The 13,339-nt window shown below is 53.1% G+C and carries 15 protein-coding genes, 1 pseudogene and 1 riboswitch; of the genes and pseudogenes, 13 read left to right on the top strand and 3 right to left on the bottom strand.

Features of this window, described 5'->3' with window-relative positions; all coding sequences use genetic code 11:
* From C7445_RS09760 to C7445_RS09750, 3 genes and pseudogenes are all read left to right on the top strand, one after another.
* Positions 1-276 (top strand): annotated as a pseudogene (locus C7445_RS09760) (transposase); the annotation flags it as partial.
* Positions 277-492: 216 nt separating this feature from the next.
* Complete coding sequence (locus tag C7445_RS09755; protein WP_134159859.1) at positions 493-840, top strand: hypothetical protein; 348 nt, start codon at positions 493-495, stop codon at positions 838-840.
* A gap of 787 nt (positions 841-1,627) precedes the next feature.
* Positions 1,628-2,896, top strand: a complete 1,269-nt coding sequence (locus C7445_RS09750; protein WP_134159858.1) for an MFS transporter — start codon at positions 1,628-1,630, stop codon at positions 2,894-2,896.
* Positions 2,897-2,969: 73 nt separating this feature from the next.
* On the opposite strand, the gene C7445_RS09745 is transcribed toward C7445_RS09750, so the two are convergent.
* Together C7445_RS09745 and C7445_RS09740 are read right to left on the bottom strand one after the other, a co-directional pair.
* Complete coding sequence (locus C7445_RS09745; RefSeq protein WP_134159857.1) at positions 2,970-4,151, bottom strand: aminotransferase class I/II-fold pyridoxal phosphate-dependent enzyme; 1,182 nt, start codon at positions 4,149-4,151, stop codon at positions 2,970-2,972.
* Entirely contained in the window at positions 4,148-4,642 is a 495-nt protein-coding gene (locus tag C7445_RS09740; RefSeq protein WP_134159856.1) for an Lrp/AsnC family transcriptional regulator, read from the bottom strand. The genes C7445_RS09745 and C7445_RS09740 overlap by 4 nt, the downstream gene beginning before the upstream one ends.
* 125 nt (positions 4,643-4,767) lie before the next feature.
* Between C7445_RS09740 and C7445_RS15005 the strand changes: the two genes are divergently transcribed.
* The 6 genes from C7445_RS15005 to C7445_RS09710 all read left to right on the top strand — a co-directional run bounded on the left by C7445_RS15005 (position 4,768) and on the right by C7445_RS09710 (position 9,714).
* A complete protein-coding gene (locus tag C7445_RS15005) occupies positions 4,768-5,055 on the top strand; it encodes a cysteine-rich CWC family protein (protein WP_424923003.1) in 288 nt (95 codons plus the stop codon).
* A 7-nt stretch (positions 5,056-5,062) separates the two neighbouring features.
* Positions 5,063-5,611: a manganese efflux pump MntP gene (locus C7445_RS09730; protein ID WP_134159855.1), complete on the top strand. Its 549-nt coding sequence runs from the start codon at positions 5,063-5,065 to the stop codon at positions 5,609-5,611.
* Positions 5,612-5,690: 79 nt separating this feature from the next.
* Positions 5,691-6,029 carry a L,D-transpeptidase gene (locus C7445_RS09725; protein WP_134159854.1) on the top strand — a complete coding sequence of 113 codons (339 nt, stop codon included), beginning with the start codon at positions 5,691-5,693 and terminating at the stop codon, positions 6,027-6,029.
* A 133-nt stretch (positions 6,030-6,162) separates the two neighbouring features.
* Positions 6,163-6,993: a Dam family site-specific DNA-(adenine-N6)-methyltransferase gene (locus C7445_RS09720; RefSeq protein ID WP_134159853.1), complete on the top strand. Its 831-nt coding sequence runs from the start codon at positions 6,163-6,165 to the stop codon at positions 6,991-6,993.
* Between the two features lie 120 nt (positions 6,994-7,113).
* Entirely contained in the window at positions 7,114-7,905 is a 792-nt protein-coding gene (locus C7445_RS09715; RefSeq protein ID WP_134159852.1) for a COG4705 family protein, read from the top strand.
* An 80-nt stretch (positions 7,906-7,985) separates the two neighbouring features.
* Positions 7,986-8,087: riboswitch (purine riboswitch) on the top strand.
* Between the two features lie 157 nt (positions 8,088-8,244).
* The gene (locus C7445_RS09710; RefSeq protein WP_134159851.1) at positions 8,245-9,714 is read left to right on the top strand and encodes a purine-cytosine permease family protein; all 1,470 of its coding nucleotides are present in this window, start codon (positions 8,245-8,247) and stop codon (positions 9,712-9,714) included.
* A gap of 108 nt (positions 9,715-9,822) precedes the next feature.
* Here C7445_RS09710 and C7445_RS09705 read toward each other — a convergent pair whose 3' ends face one another.
* The gene (locus tag C7445_RS09705; RefSeq protein ID WP_208320884.1) at positions 9,823-10,605 is read right to left on the bottom strand and encodes a sulfite exporter TauE/SafE family protein; all 783 of its coding nucleotides are present in this window, start codon (positions 10,603-10,605) and stop codon (positions 9,823-9,825) included.
* Between the two features lie 159 nt (positions 10,606-10,764).
* Between C7445_RS09705 and C7445_RS09700 the strand changes: the two genes are divergently transcribed.
* The 4 genes from C7445_RS09700 to C7445_RS09685 are packed head-to-tail and all read left to right on the top strand — an operon-like array spanning position 10,765 to position 13,274.
* A complete protein-coding gene (locus tag C7445_RS09700; protein ID WP_134159850.1) occupies positions 10,765-11,082 on the top strand; it encodes a rhodanese-like domain-containing protein in 318 nt (105 codons plus the stop codon).
* 33 nt (positions 11,083-11,115) lie between these two features.
* Positions 11,116-11,511 carry a DsrE/DsrF/DrsH-like family protein gene (locus C7445_RS09695; protein ID WP_134159849.1) on the top strand — a complete coding sequence of 132 codons (396 nt, stop codon included), beginning with the start codon at positions 11,116-11,118 and terminating at the stop codon, positions 11,509-11,511.
* Positions 11,512-11,550: 39 nt separating this feature from the next.
* Positions 11,551-12,138 carry a sulfurtransferase TusA family protein gene (locus C7445_RS09690; RefSeq protein ID WP_134159848.1) on the top strand — a complete coding sequence of 196 codons (588 nt, stop codon included), beginning with the start codon at positions 11,551-11,553 and terminating at the stop codon, positions 12,136-12,138.
* Positions 12,135-13,274 (top strand): MBL fold metallo-hydrolase, encoded by a 1,140-nt coding sequence (locus tag C7445_RS09685; protein ID WP_134159847.1) that lies wholly within the window; start codon positions 12,135-12,137, stop codon positions 13,272-13,274. The genes C7445_RS09690 and C7445_RS09685 overlap by 4 nt, the downstream gene beginning before the upstream one ends.
* Positions 13,275-13,339: the final 65 nt, after the last annotated feature.

The following is a 13,339-nucleotide window of genomic DNA, read 5'->3' as shown; positions in this document are numbered from 1 at the left end:
GACAGCTGTACTGGGACTCCCGGAGAAAATTCGTCGCCGTCTGCGGACAACCAATGGCGTGGAACGGCTAAACGAAGAGATTCGCAGACGTGAACACGTGATTCGCATCTTCCAGAACCGAGAATCAGCGATCCGCCTGATCGGCGCCCTACTCATGGAGATAGACGAAGCATGGACAACGGGCGCAGATATCTCGATATGGAGGCGTATTGGGCATGGAGAGAACAGCAAGCATCATTCGCACAAACTGCAAAGGTGCACACGCTACGGGGATAACGGGAGGAGCTGTGGTGCGGTGAACACCGCAGGTGCAGGCTTTGCCCCTTCGTTCCTTATCATCGACCGGCGAAGCGTCTCTTGATGGAGCGACGACGGAACATATTTGATTTGCCGAGGCAAAGCCGTCGAAGGAGGCACGTCGAAACTCAGCACATTCTACATGTAGGGGAAATTTACACACAATTCGGACTTGACCCGGAAGGGGGGGTTCCCATGGGAAGAACAGCGAAAATAGTGGTTGGCGTTACAAGTGCTTTAATTCTAACCATAGTTTTATGGTGGGCACATTTCATCTTCTGGCTCCCGCATTTTCATGTAGACGCACAAGGAGACCTGGTATCGGGAAAAACCAGATTGATTTTAGTTTCGAAACTTCTTGGAGGTAAATCTGGAATAACAGTACCAGAGCGTATACCGTTTTGGGACTCAATTGGTATCGTCGATGGAAACATAGGCGGGCGGCTTTGGAAGTTCACTGAGCATGGACAAAAATATGTGTTGTATCAGCCAAGCACCGAGATGCCGTGGCAATGGGTCTATAAGTATGCAGTTGCTTCTTGAATCAACGGTTGCGAATGTTCAAGGGGTCTGACGTCCCAACTGTAATCGCGGGCTACTGGAACGCCCACGTTTTTCTGGATTTCAACTTCCGGAAAACATGCCGTTTGCGGAACATTAAGGTGATTGGTAGACAACGCGTGGCGTATTCGGACACTCGCACCAGTAAGGCGAGAATGTGCGCGTGGTGCGCCAATCGATCAACTAACGTCAGAACCACCAAATCGCGGAGAACACTTTCACAGCGAGTTCACCAAAGTGCACAAGAACCAAAATAACCCTGCCCTGCCACCGGTGTACGACCACGCTGATGCATGAATATCTATTTTAGGAGAGGTGCCTCATACAGTGTCTCCAACAGTGTTCCACGTGCTCTGCCATGACCTGGGTGGGTAAAGCATTCCATTTGCCAGCCACCATTCAACGATTCCAACGTATGTATGAACAATAAACGGGACCATCACATCCTGCAATGCACCGCATCGTTCGCCTATGGTTCGGCGCTATTCCTGTTGAAGAGCCTCGAATTCAAACGCCAAAAAACGTGCACGAAAGTATAACGCTCCCTTGCTGGTGACCATCGCCGAGAAAATGAACCAAAATTACAATCTTGGAAAGATTGACGTGGTTTGGTGATGGATCGGAAACTTCAGTATGCAACTTAAGAAAAGGCATGCTGCATGAGTGTAAGAATTGTTATAATACTGTATGGTAAGCGAGAATGAATAAAAGGAATCCAACGGAGCAGTGGTTGGCACTGCTTCTCTTTTTTCTGTGGGGGAGTGGAAATTTGAATAGACAAGAGAGTAGGTACCGCTGGGCGGTCTTTTTTGCTGTGCTCCTGGCTTACTATCTCATTGTCAGCCAGCGGACGGCACCTGGCCTCATTACGAATCAACTGATGCATACGTTCCACATCTCAGCGGCGACCATTGGTCTCATGGGCAGTTTACAGTTTCTCGCGTACGCAGTCCTGCAAATCCCTGTTGGATTGTTGTCGGATCGGTTCGGGCCGAATCGCTTTCTCGTGATTGGAGCGTTTCTCGATGGACTAGGAACATTGCTATACAGTATTTCGGGCAACGAATATATGCTGATGGGATCTCGGTTTCTAGTTGGTATGGGCGATGCCACGATTTTCGTCAACTTTGTTGCGGTCGTCAATCAATGGTTTCAAGCCAGAGAGTTCATTAGCCTCCTCGGAATCATCGGTGTAGCGGCAGGGCTCGGATCGCTCACGGCGACAGTACCCTACGCGTTATGGATTTCAGCCGCTGGCTGGCGCGTTCCATTCTTCGCCGTCGGGCTAGTCATCATCGCCTGTGCGATGCTTCTATACGTGGTCCTCATCGCGAAGCCTAAGCGGATGTTTGACGAGCATCCTGGTGCATCGGGATCGCGACTACGGCCGCATGATCATGTCGCGGCAACGTTGCGACGTATGTTTTCGACACGCCAGGCTTGGGCTACGGCCATGTGTCATTTTGGGCTTGTCGGAACATATGTTGGCTTCATCGGGTCCTGGGGTGTTCCGTATTTCATGCAGGTGTTTGGACTGTCCCGCGCCGCTGCGAGCAGCCTGCTAATGTGCGGTCTGTTCGGCGCCATGGCGGGGGGGCCTGTGACCAGTGCCTTGGCCACGCGATTCGGCATGACAAAACGCATTTACACATTCGTTCACGCGATCACGTTTTTGAGTTGGCTCATCTGGTTCTTGATCGGAGACAGACCGCCTCTGTGGAGCATCATCGTGTTGCTTGTGCTCATTGGTTTTGGCAACGGTGGGAGTTCGCTCACATTCGCTGTCGTGCGAGACTCTTTTCCAATTGAGATGGTCGGTGTCGTATCGGGGTTTTCCAACATGGGTGGTTTTGTGAGTGCTGTCTTGTTGCCCAGCTTGTTTGGATATGTGCTTGGCTTGTTTCCTTTGCACACGCTGTCTCTTGGCTATCACTACGGCCTTCTGATTCCCGCGCTGTTTTCGCTGGTTGGGTTTGTGGGTGTCAGGCTCATTCGGCAACCGATGTACATGGAGGCGGGCACACACGTGAGTGTATGAGGAAGGGCAAACGGACGAACCGCTGGATATGCAAAGGGCCAACGCTTCTCGCGAGGCGTCGGCCCTTTGTATGTTATTTGACCGCCTGTGATACCAACTTTGAGACAAAGGCACCAATGCGTCGCATGGCGTCCTCAATCAATTCCACGGATGTGGCGTAGGAGCAGCGGACAAACCCTTCACCAGTCTCGCCAAATACGTTGCCTGGTACGACTGCCACGCCTTGCTCCAAGAGTAACCGCTCGGCAAACTCTTCAGAGGAAAGCCCAGTTGGCCGAATGTCTGGAAACGCATAGAATGCACCGCGGGGTTCGTGGCACGGCAAGCCAATTTCGTTCAAGCTCGCGACGATCAGTTTGCGCCGTCTATCATAGCTTTCGATCATTTTATCTCGCTCGTCATCCCCGTTGCGCAAAGCTTCCAGAGCTGCCCGTTGTGCCATGTGTGGGGCACACATAATGGTGTATTGATGGATTTTCAGCATCGCTGCGAGCAATGGCTCGGGCGCGGCGATATAACCGATTCGCCAGCCAGTCATAGCGTAGGCCTTCGACATCCCACTGATGACGATGGTTCGCTCGCGCATGCCTGGCAACGCCGCGATACTCGTGTGATGCCCGTCGTACGTCAGTTCGGCGTATATTTCGTCAGAAATGACAAAAAGGTCGTGCCGAATGGCAACCTCGGCGATTTGCGCCAAATCTTCTCGTGTCATGACGGCGCCAGTCGGGTTGTTGGGGAAGCAGAGGACGAGGACCTTGCTTCTCGTCGTGATGGCGCGTTCCAGCGCCTGCGCAGTGAGACGAAATCCATCTTCCGCATAGGTTGGCACGTCGATCACGCTGGCGCCGGCAAGCATCGCGCATGGTCTATACGAGACATAGGTTGGCGCCGGGATTAAGACCTCGTCACCCGGGCATACGAGCGTCCGCATCGCGAGATCAATCGCTTCACTACCACCTACGGTGACCATAATTTCGTGCGACGGATCGTAGGCGAGATCATATTTCGTCAGATATTTTGCGATCTCGATACACAATTCCGGCAAACCGCGATTGGATGTGTACGTGGTGTATCCTTGTTCCAGCGAATACATACAGGCTTCCCGGATGTGCCAAGGCGTGACGAAGTCCGGTTCGCCCACGCCAAGCGAGATGACGCCCTGCATCTGATTCGCGAGGTCAAAGAAACGGCGGATGCCGGAAGGGGGGAGGTTGATGACAATAGGCGACAGTCGGTCGTATAGATTGCTCATGGTGTGATCATCAGTCGCCTTTCTCCATCGGTGTCGTCGAAGATGACGCCATCCGATTTATAAGTTTTCAGCAGAAAATGTGTTGTGGTTGCGGTGACGTTTTCAATGGTGGCGAGCTTTTCCGAAACGAAGCGGGACACTTCGCGAATATCGCGGCCGACGACGGTGACTTGCAGATCATAACCACCGGACATGAGTGCGACGGATTTGACTTCTTCGAATCGGTAGATTTTCTTGGCAATGGAGTCAAAACCAACTTCGCGTTGCGGCAGCACACGTACGTCGATGACGGCGGTGACTTGATTAGTCTCCAGTTTATCCCAGTTTACAACAGCGGAATAGCGAAGGATGACTTTGTCCCGTTCCAGGTGGTGGATGGTTTCCGCGATAGTCTCGGGTGTTTCCCCCAGCATTTTGGCGATGGTGTCGACACTGAGCTTGGCATTGTCGTGCAATAAGTCCGCCACTTTGAGCCGCAGCGCGTCATTCATACATATTCCCTCATTCCGATTCCTTGTCTCGCGCGCAAAACGGTTGTGACGCGAGCTTGCGATGAACATGGTATATCGAATTGTAGCACAGTTCAGTCGTCTCGTGTCGTGCATCTCGACCCCGGGTGTCAAGGGAGAGTGTGTCTTGTTTATACTGTGTATGGTCAGATGCTCGATTGAGTGGGCGGTTAGCCTGGTCGCAAAAAAGGGAGTTGATCCATGTGCAGAATGAAACTTTGTGTCCACTCTGTGGAATGGATAACCGTTGTGGGCATGCGGCAGGCAATCCGCCGGGTACGTGCTGGTGTGACAACGTGCTCTTTCCGGAAGAGGTTCTTAAGCACATTCCTTCTTCTGAAGTGTGCATTTGTGAGATTTGCTTAGAGCGGCTCAAACGCCGTTTGGGGCGGTGACGGCGACATGGTGCTCGTCAATGTGCTTGTCCTCGTGTTTTCGCTCGGGATCGACACCTTGATGGTATCGGTCACGCTGGGCGCTGCTGGTATCGTGTCCAAGCTGCGGGTGGCGCTTGCCTTTGCGATCGCCGAAGCATGCATGCCGATGATTGGCCTGCTCATCGGCCGCTTTTTTGGCCGCGGCCTTGGGCATTGGGCGCCTGTGCTCGGCGGCGCGCTGCTCATTGCCGTCGCCATTTGGTCGTATGTGCACGAGGAAGGTGAGGCCGATGATCGACTTGGGGGGCAACTGGCGGGGTGGGCACTCCTGCTCACAGCCATCAGCGTTAGCTTGGATGAGCTTGCCGTAGGCTTCTCTATCGGCTTTCTCGATATTCCCGTCCTGCTTACGATCGCGCTCATAGCTTTGCAGGCATTTGTGGTCACGTGGGTAGGCCTGCAATTCGGTGCCCGTTTACGTCCTCACTTGGGCGAGTGGGTCGAGAAGTTGCCAGGCGCGGTGCTCGGGCTCTTAGGGCTATGGATGCTCGCTGATGCGTTCATCCACATGTGAGTACATATCCATGGCTGAACGTTGTCTTCAAACGATTGCCAAAGTACCTGCATATGTTGGGTGCAGGAGGCGAACGTTCATGCCCAACTATCGTATCATTGTCGATTTGTCCGACCGGCGCCTGTACCTTCTGGACGGCGGTAAGGTGATCCGGTCGTTCCCCGTCGGGATCGGCAAACTCGCGACGCAGACGCCGGTTGGCGAGTATATGATCGTAAATAAAGAGCCTAACCCTGGCGGACCATTCGGTGCATACTGGCTCGGGCTATCCAAGCCGCACTATGGCATACATGGAACGAACGATCCGTCCAGCATCGGCAAATACGTTTCTCACGGCTGTATTCGCATGTACAACGAGGATGTGACCTGGCTTGCGCACACTGTGCCGCTGCAGACCCCTGTCACGATCCGCCAATGATTTGGCGATGCATTCGTTGGTGCCTATGGACGGGGGCGATCGGCCGATTTAGAATAAGATAGCGCGTTGTCCAACCCTCCTTGCAACTGGTGGTTGGCGGCAATCTCAGCCTGCGAAAAGGGAGGTCGTCACGATGAAGCCTTTCTTGAAGTGGGCTGGCGGCAAGTACCGACTACTGCCGCACATCAGGCGGCGGCTACCGGCGGGTCGTCGCTTGATTGAACCTTTCGTCGGATCTGGAGCCGTTTTCCTCAATACGGACTATCCCGAATACATATTGGCTGATATCAATGCCGACGTCATCTCCCTTTATCAGGTTTTGCAGGAGTATGGCAATGAGTTTATTGCGTACTGCAAATCGATGTTTATTCCCGAGAACAACACGCCGGAGCGCTACTATGTACTGCGCGCAGAGTTTAACGACACCGATGATAGGCTGCACAGGGCAGCCTTGTTTGTATATCTAAATCGCCACGGCTATAACGGGTTGTGCCGCTACAATCGGAACGGTCGCTTCAACGTGCCTTTTGGACGATATCAAAAGCCGTATTTTCCTGAACAAGAGATGCAATATTTCGCCCAGAAGGCCACCCGCGCGACGTTTGTCTGCGACGACTTTCGGAACGTTATGGCGCGCGCCGTGCCGGGTGACGTCATGTACTGCGATCCGCCTTACGTTCCACTTTCGCGAACGGCCAACTTTCGCAGCTATGCCGCGAATGGCTTCACCTGGGAAGAACAGGAGGATCTTGCCCGCCTCGCGAAAGAGCTTTCGCAGAAAGGGATTCCGGTGTTGATTTCCAACCATGCAACCGAATTCACGTTAGCCGCTTATGCGGCCGCACAGCAAGAGCGGATCGAAGTGCGTCGCGTGATCAGTTGTGACGGTGCCAATCGAGCAACCGCGACAGAGGTGCTGGCGCTGTTTTGCGATTTGGCTGGTTATACCCAGCTTGACAGGTGATCCTTCCCCATGGCGAACTTTTACGGAACGGCGTTCGTCTTTTCCGCATGGAAAGAGGATTGGGTCACACTCTAGCGCAATCTACACATTGGGTAAGCGCATTGCGAGGGGAAGTCGAGAATGAGCGCGGTTCGATATGCCTCCACTCGCCGCATTCGCGCGCAGTGGACGAAGGTTCCAGAGATCACGGTGTATTTTTGGGTAGTCAAGTTGTTGACGACGGCGATGGGTGAAGCGACGTCGGATTATCTGGTATACCATATCAACCAGTATCTTGCTGTTTTTCTTGGGGCATTTGGCTTTTTGCTTGCCCTATTCTTACAATTCTCAGTGCGCAAGTATGTGCCTTGGGTATATTGGCTGCTTGTCACTATGGTCGCCATTTTTGGCACGATGGTCGCGGATGCGATACATATTGTGCTGGGTGTGCCGTACTATGCGTCGACCACTGCGTTTGCCATCATCTTGGCGGTTGTTTTCATATCGTGGGGGAAAGCAGAAGGGACGCTGTCGATCCACAGTATTTATACGCGCCGCCGCGAAATGTTCTATTGGGCTGCTGTTTTGGCGACGTTCGCCATGGGCACAGCCTGCGGCGACATGACGGCAACGACGTTACACTTAGGGTATTTTGCGTCAGGCGTCATGTTCATCGTGTTGTTTCTCGCACCGTTTGTTTGTCGCCGCTTGTTTGGCTTGAACGAGGTTTTTGCTTTCTGGTTTTCCTATGTGATGACAAGGCCGCTAGGCGCTTCGTTTGCGGACTGGTTCGGGGTTGAAAAGGCGTACGGTGGGCTTGGCTTCGGTCGAGGGGCCGTGAGCATTGTGACGACCATTCTGATTGTCTTGTTAGTCGGGTATTTGACCGCCACAAACAAAGACACGAAGGGAAGAATTGCGTCGGATTTGTAACAAACGTGTTGAATTGGTCCGTTAAAGCGCTATTTTTGCTGATCATTCCATTGATTCTGGCCCATCGATATCAGTAAACTGTACATGCGTAGATAAGACCTCGTATAATGCCGGGAATATGGCTCGGCAGTTTCTACCAAGCGACCGTGAATCGCTTGCCTACGAGGTCGTTGTCGTGTGAAGAGCGGTTTTAGCAGGTGATGCGCGGATCGTCCGCGGTGAGCGATGTGATCCGCGATACATCCTCCAACTCTTCCATATCAACGGCCTCTCGGCGAAGCATCAAGCGTTTCGCTATAAGAGGTCTTTTTTTATGTTGATTAAGGGGGAGTATGGGGGATGGCCACAAAGGTACGGCCAGATATGGAACAGGAACAAGTTGATGCGGCGTTTCATCTTGAAACGGAAGGCAACGGCATTATTGCTGAAAATAAGCGGCACGGTATGCCGAAAGAACTGTTTTTCGTGTGGTTTGCCGCTGTGCTGACGTACACAGGCGTCGTGACCGGACAATTGTTTACATCGCTCGGGCTTAACGTCTGGGAAAGCATGATTATCGTACTTCTATGTTCATTCTCCTTTGCTGTTCTAGGTATCGTGTGCGGAACGGGGCCGAAGGCCGGAACCGTGACGTTGACCATCTCTCGCGCCGCCTTTGGCGTTCATGGCAATAAGGTTCCAGCCTTCTTTAGCTGGCTGACGGCAGTTGGCTGGGAGAGTGTGACCATGGTTCTCACCGTCTGGGCGATTCTCAGTTTGGCGCAATATGTTGGCCTGCCATCGACAGGTGTGGGACCGACTGTCATTGCACTTATCATCACGTTGATCTTGACATACACAGTACCGATTTTGGGTCACGCCACGCTTCTCACGATGCAGCGTATATTTGCGTTCGTACTTGGCATCTGTGCCGTGATTGTCGTCTTTGCGGTGTTGCCATCCGTGCATTGGGGCTTTGCTCCTTCTATTCAAAGCATGGCGGCACACGGTCCATTCCCGACATTTTTACTGGCACTCTCGATTGGACTTGCCAGTACGTTTTATGGTTGGGTTAACTTTGCGGCCGACTACTCCCGTTATTTGCCTGTCCAAACGCCGACGCGGCGGATCGTCGGTGCGACGTTCTGGGGTGGCGGCGTAGCCAGCTTTGTGATGATGGGTCTTGGTGTTCTGCTCGGAACGTTCGTCAATCCCAACGCGTTTTCGAGCAATCCAGTGATGGCAATTGCCAAAGCGATTCCGGCTTGGGCGGCCATTCCGTTTTTGCTCGCGGTTGTCATTGGCGATATCTGCGCCAATTATCTGAATGCCTACAGTTCCGGAATGAGCTTCCTGTCCATGGGAATTCGCCTCAAGCGTTACTGGGCGGTGACTGTTGACGGCATCATTTGTACGGCTATCGGCGTGTATGCCTTATTCTTTTCGACGAACTTCGTATCGTTCTTCCAAAACTTCCTTGACCTTATGATCACGGTCATGGGTCCTTGGGCGGCCATTTATCTCGTCCATCACTTTTTGGTGAAAGGCCGTTATGATGCGCAAGCACTTGTTGAATCAGCGCCAGGCTCCGCCTACTGGTACACCGGTGGCGTCAACTGGCGGGCCATGGTGTCTTTCGTGATCGGTGTCGCGGCGACGTTTTTTACCGCGAACAGTGCTCTTTGGGTCAGCCCGCTCTCTACGGCGTGGTTTGGCGGTGCCGATTTGACGGCGTTTGCGGCGCCCGTTGTGACGGGCATTGTGTATCTCGTTCTCGCACCGAGGACAAAGGTCGGCGCGAAGCACCAAGTGAATGCAAAGGCATCCTAAGGTCTGTCCTTTTGCTTGAGTGGTCTTAACCTCCACGTGTCGTCATGCGCGTGGGGGTTTTTGCGTGTTACGATGCTCGCATGGCCCATATCAGTATGACGATATCTGTTAGACTGCCAGAATGCTCCACCAAATTCGCGCACAAGCGACGATGATGAGAACGGCAAGTAGGGCCTTTAACCAAGGGGTGTGGAGTTTTCGTCCGATGTGGACACCCAACGGCGCGCCGACGATACTGGCCCACACCAGCACGAGGGCTGGACTCCAAAGAATGTCGCCCGATATAGCTTTTCCAAAAGCACCGCCAAGCGAGGCAATAAACGTGATCGCAATCGAGGATGCAATCGCGATTCGCGTAGGTATCTTAAGTAGGGAAAGCAGAATGGGCATGATGAGAAATGATCCGGTGGACCCCACCATTCCTGAAATCATACCAACGAGCCCGGCAGATGAAATCGCTAACCACCTTGGGTAGGATATCTCTGCACACTCCAACCGTTGCTCCTCCTTGCCAACCCAGAGCATCATGAGGACAGCGATGCTTGCCAGGATTGCATACGTGACGTTGATCGTTGATTCGGGTATGGCGTGTGCCCCGTAAGCACCTACAAAGCTAGCGACAAGCATCGCGAGGCCCATGTCCCAAATCAGTGGTCGATATAGATGACCAGATCTGCGATTGGCCCATAATGCAGCGGACGAAGCGAACAACACTTGTATGGCGCTCATGCCAGTGACTTCATGCGCGGTGAACCCCAATCCGGTGACAAGTGGTGGTACGTATAGCAACAAGGGATACTTGACGACCGCCCCGCCGACCCCGACCATTCCGGCCAGCACAGACCCCACGAAACCGATTCCTAAAAGAACGAAAAACATGCTTAACGACACTCAGTTCGCCTCCTTGAAAGAAATTCTGTACAGGCTATGTGTTGTGAAGCTTGTATATACCTATCAGGGTATGCTTGACGTTTGGTTCTCTGGTTGTTATACTATACCCCGTACCGTACAAGAGGCGGTCACAGCATGAGAAGGTGGGGGTGAGTCATCGTGTTTGGGCGTAGCAAAGTCCGCAATATCATCCCAATTGACCTTGAAGAGCGGTTGAAGCGGGGGGATAAGTTACAAATTATTGACGTGCGTGAACCAAGTGAAGTGGCTTCCGGGAGAATTCCGGGGGCGGTGAATATCCCGCTGGGACAGTTGCCGCAACGGTTTGGCGAGATCGATCGAACGCGCGAGACGGTCGTCGTCTGCCGAAGTGGTATGCGCAGCACGAAGGCTTGCAAGTTTCTCGCGGGGCAAGGCTACGATAACGTTTGGAACCTAATGGGTGGCATGAGCGGTTGGCGAGGCAGTGTGCAATAAGCCGGAAAGATGGAATACAGGAGGACATGAGACATGGGAAAACGAGTTGCCATTATCGCGTCAAATGGCGGTATTGAGAGCGCCTATAAAGTGTTGAACATCGCAATGGCGGGTGTCGCAACGGAAGCCGAAGTAGCCATTTTCTTCACCTTTGACGGTTTGTCCATCATTCACAAACAGTCGGAGCAAATGCTCAAATTTGCACCGGGTCATGAGCATCTGGCCGAGGGCTTCACGAAAGCGAACGTTCCGTCTATTGCCCAGATGCTCGAAATGGCGAAAGAAAGCGGCGTGAAACTCATCGGCTGCCAAATGACAATGGACGTCATGGGCTTGACGAAGGACGATTTCGTCGATGGTGTAGAGGTCGGCGGAGCTGTGACATTCCTCGATTTTGCCTATGACGCCGATGTGACAGTGACGTTCTGATTGCCGTTTATTTAAACAGGAGACTAGGAGGGCGTATCCATGAGCGCATATACGGTAGATAAGAGCATTGACTGCAAAGGGCTTTCTTGCCCAATGCCGATTGTACGTACCAAAAAAGCGATCGATGAGATAGCGCCCGGCCAAGTGCTCGAAGTCGTCGCGACCGATCCTGGATCGGTCGCTGACGTCAAGAGCTGGGCGACGCGGACCGGGCATCAATTTCTAGGGACGACTGAAGATGGTGGTGTGTTTCACCACTACATTCGCAAGTCAATCCCGGAAGAACAAAAGCCGGAGACGACATTTGCGAACGTCGTGGATAACGACGTATTGGCAAGCAAGCTGGGCAGCGACGCGCTGATTCTCGATGTTCGCGAACCGATGGAATACGCGTTTGGCCACGTACCGGGAGCTAAGTTGGCACCACTTGGCCAACTTGAGCGTATGCTCGAAGGGTTAAAGACCTACGCGGATAAGGAAGTCTACGTGGTGTGCCGGACAGGCAATCGCAGCGACATGGCGTGTAAAATTTTGGCGGACCACGGATTTACCAACGTGTACAATGTCATTCCTGGCATGTCGGAGTGGCAAGGACCTGTGGAACAATCGGAGGTGGAACAACTATGACACAACAACTCCGCGCGTCCAGCGCGGCTGAAGTTTACGAACGCATGCTAGGGAGGGAACCTTTGTTCATTCTGGACGTACGCAATGAAGACGCATATGCCGACTGGCGGATCGAAGGCACATCGATAACCTCGCTCAACGTGCCTTATTTCGACCTGCTGGATGGCGTGGACAGCGTGCTTGGCAAGCTGCCAGAGGATGTACCGATTCTTGTCGTCTGCGCGAAAGAAGGCTCCTCCAAATTTGTCGCCGAGCAGTTGGTGGAAGCCGGAGTGCGCAATGTTGCTTATCTCGCGGGTGGCATGCAGGCGTGGAGCGAATATCTACACCCAGTCAAAATTGGCGATCTCGATGGTGGCGGAACGATTTATCAGTTTGTTCGGGTCGGTAAAGGATGCTTGTCGTATGCCATTGTTTCTGACGGCGAGGCAGCGATTGTCGATCCGGCCCGCATGATAGACGTCTATCTCCAATTTGCAAAGGAGCAGGGCGTTTCCATTCGTTACGCAATTGACACGCATCTGCACGCAGATCATATTTCTGGCGGTCGCCGCCTGGCGGATGCAGTCGGGGCAACATATCTATTACCGCCGAAAGATGCGACCGAGGCGGCCTTTGTGTTCACAGCCTTGGAGGAGGGGAACACAATGACCGTTGGACGTAGCGTCATGGAGATCATACCTGTCTACTCGCCTGGACACACCATCGGCAGCACGTCGTTGATTGTCGATCAAAAATATCTGCTCACCGGCGACATTTTGTTTGTTGCGTCGATTGGCCGTCCTGATCTCGCCGGCAAGGCTGGCGATTGGGCACCGGACTTACGCAACACGTTGTATCAGACGTACCGGCAACTTTCGCCTGACCTATGGGTGCTTCCTGCACACTATTCCGCAGCGGCGGAATTGGACGATGAAGGACGCGTCTGTGCGCGGTTGGGGGAATTGTACCGAGTCAATCCTGGGCTGCGCATCGAAGACGAGGCAGCGTTCCGCAAGGCAGTAACCGAGAACTTGCCGCCCCAGCCCAACGCCTATCAGGATATTCGTCTGACGAACATGGGCAAGCTTGAACCAAGCGATGCTCAAGCTAGTGAGATGGAAATAGGCCCGAATCGTTGTGCGATCCACGGCTGATTAGGATTCTAAGTAGTAACTCGTCGTGCGCGGGAAGCCCATATATTTTTTGTCTATCATATACC

This window comes from Alicyclobacillus sacchari (genome assembly GCF_004366795.1).
GTDB classification, from domain to species: Bacteria; Bacillota; Bacilli; order Alicyclobacillales; family Alicyclobacillaceae; genus Alicyclobacillus; species Alicyclobacillus sacchari.
Note: the sequence above shows the minus strand (reverse complement) of the source record. Positions and strands in the feature narration are given on the sequence as shown.

What these genes read in the sequence shown, in the direction of transcription:
- C7445_RS09755 (WP_134159859.1), top strand. Translation starts at nt 493, where the DNA reads ATGGGAAGAACAGCGAAAATAGTGGTTGGCGTTACAAGTGCTTTAATT.
- C7445_RS09745 (WP_134159857.1), bottom strand. Translation starts at nt 4,151, where the DNA reads ATGAGCAATCTATACGACCGACTGTCGCCTATTGTCATCAACCTCCCC.
- C7445_RS09740 (WP_134159856.1), bottom strand. Translation starts at nt 4,642, where the DNA reads ATGAATGACGCGCTGCGGCTCAAAGTGGCGGACTTATTGCACGACAAT.
- C7445_RS09730 (WP_134159855.1), top strand. Translation starts at nt 5,063, where the DNA reads ATGGTGCTCGTCAATGTGCTTGTCCTCGTGTTTTCGCTCGGGATCGAC.
- C7445_RS09725 (WP_134159854.1), top strand. Translation starts at nt 5,691, where the DNA reads ATGCCCAACTATCGTATCATTGTCGATTTGTCCGACCGGCGCCTGTAC.
- C7445_RS09720 (WP_134159853.1), top strand. Translation starts at nt 6,163, where the DNA reads ATGAAGCCTTTCTTGAAGTGGGCTGGCGGCAAGTACCGACTACTGCCG.
- C7445_RS09715 (WP_134159852.1), top strand. Translation starts at nt 7,114, where the DNA reads ATGAGCGCGGTTCGATATGCCTCCACTCGCCGCATTCGCGCGCAGTGG.
- C7445_RS09710 (WP_134159851.1), top strand. Translation starts at nt 8,245, where the DNA reads ATGGCCACAAAGGTACGGCCAGATATGGAACAGGAACAAGTTGATGCG.
- C7445_RS09695 (WP_134159849.1), top strand. Translation starts at nt 11,116, where the DNA reads ATGGGAAAACGAGTTGCCATTATCGCGTCAAATGGCGGTATTGAGAGC.
- C7445_RS09690 (WP_134159848.1), top strand. Translation starts at nt 11,551, where the DNA reads ATGAGCGCATATACGGTAGATAAGAGCATTGACTGCAAAGGGCTTTCT.
- C7445_RS09685 (WP_134159847.1), top strand. Translation starts at nt 12,135, where the DNA reads ATGACACAACAACTCCGCGCGTCCAGCGCGGCTGAAGTTTACGAACGC.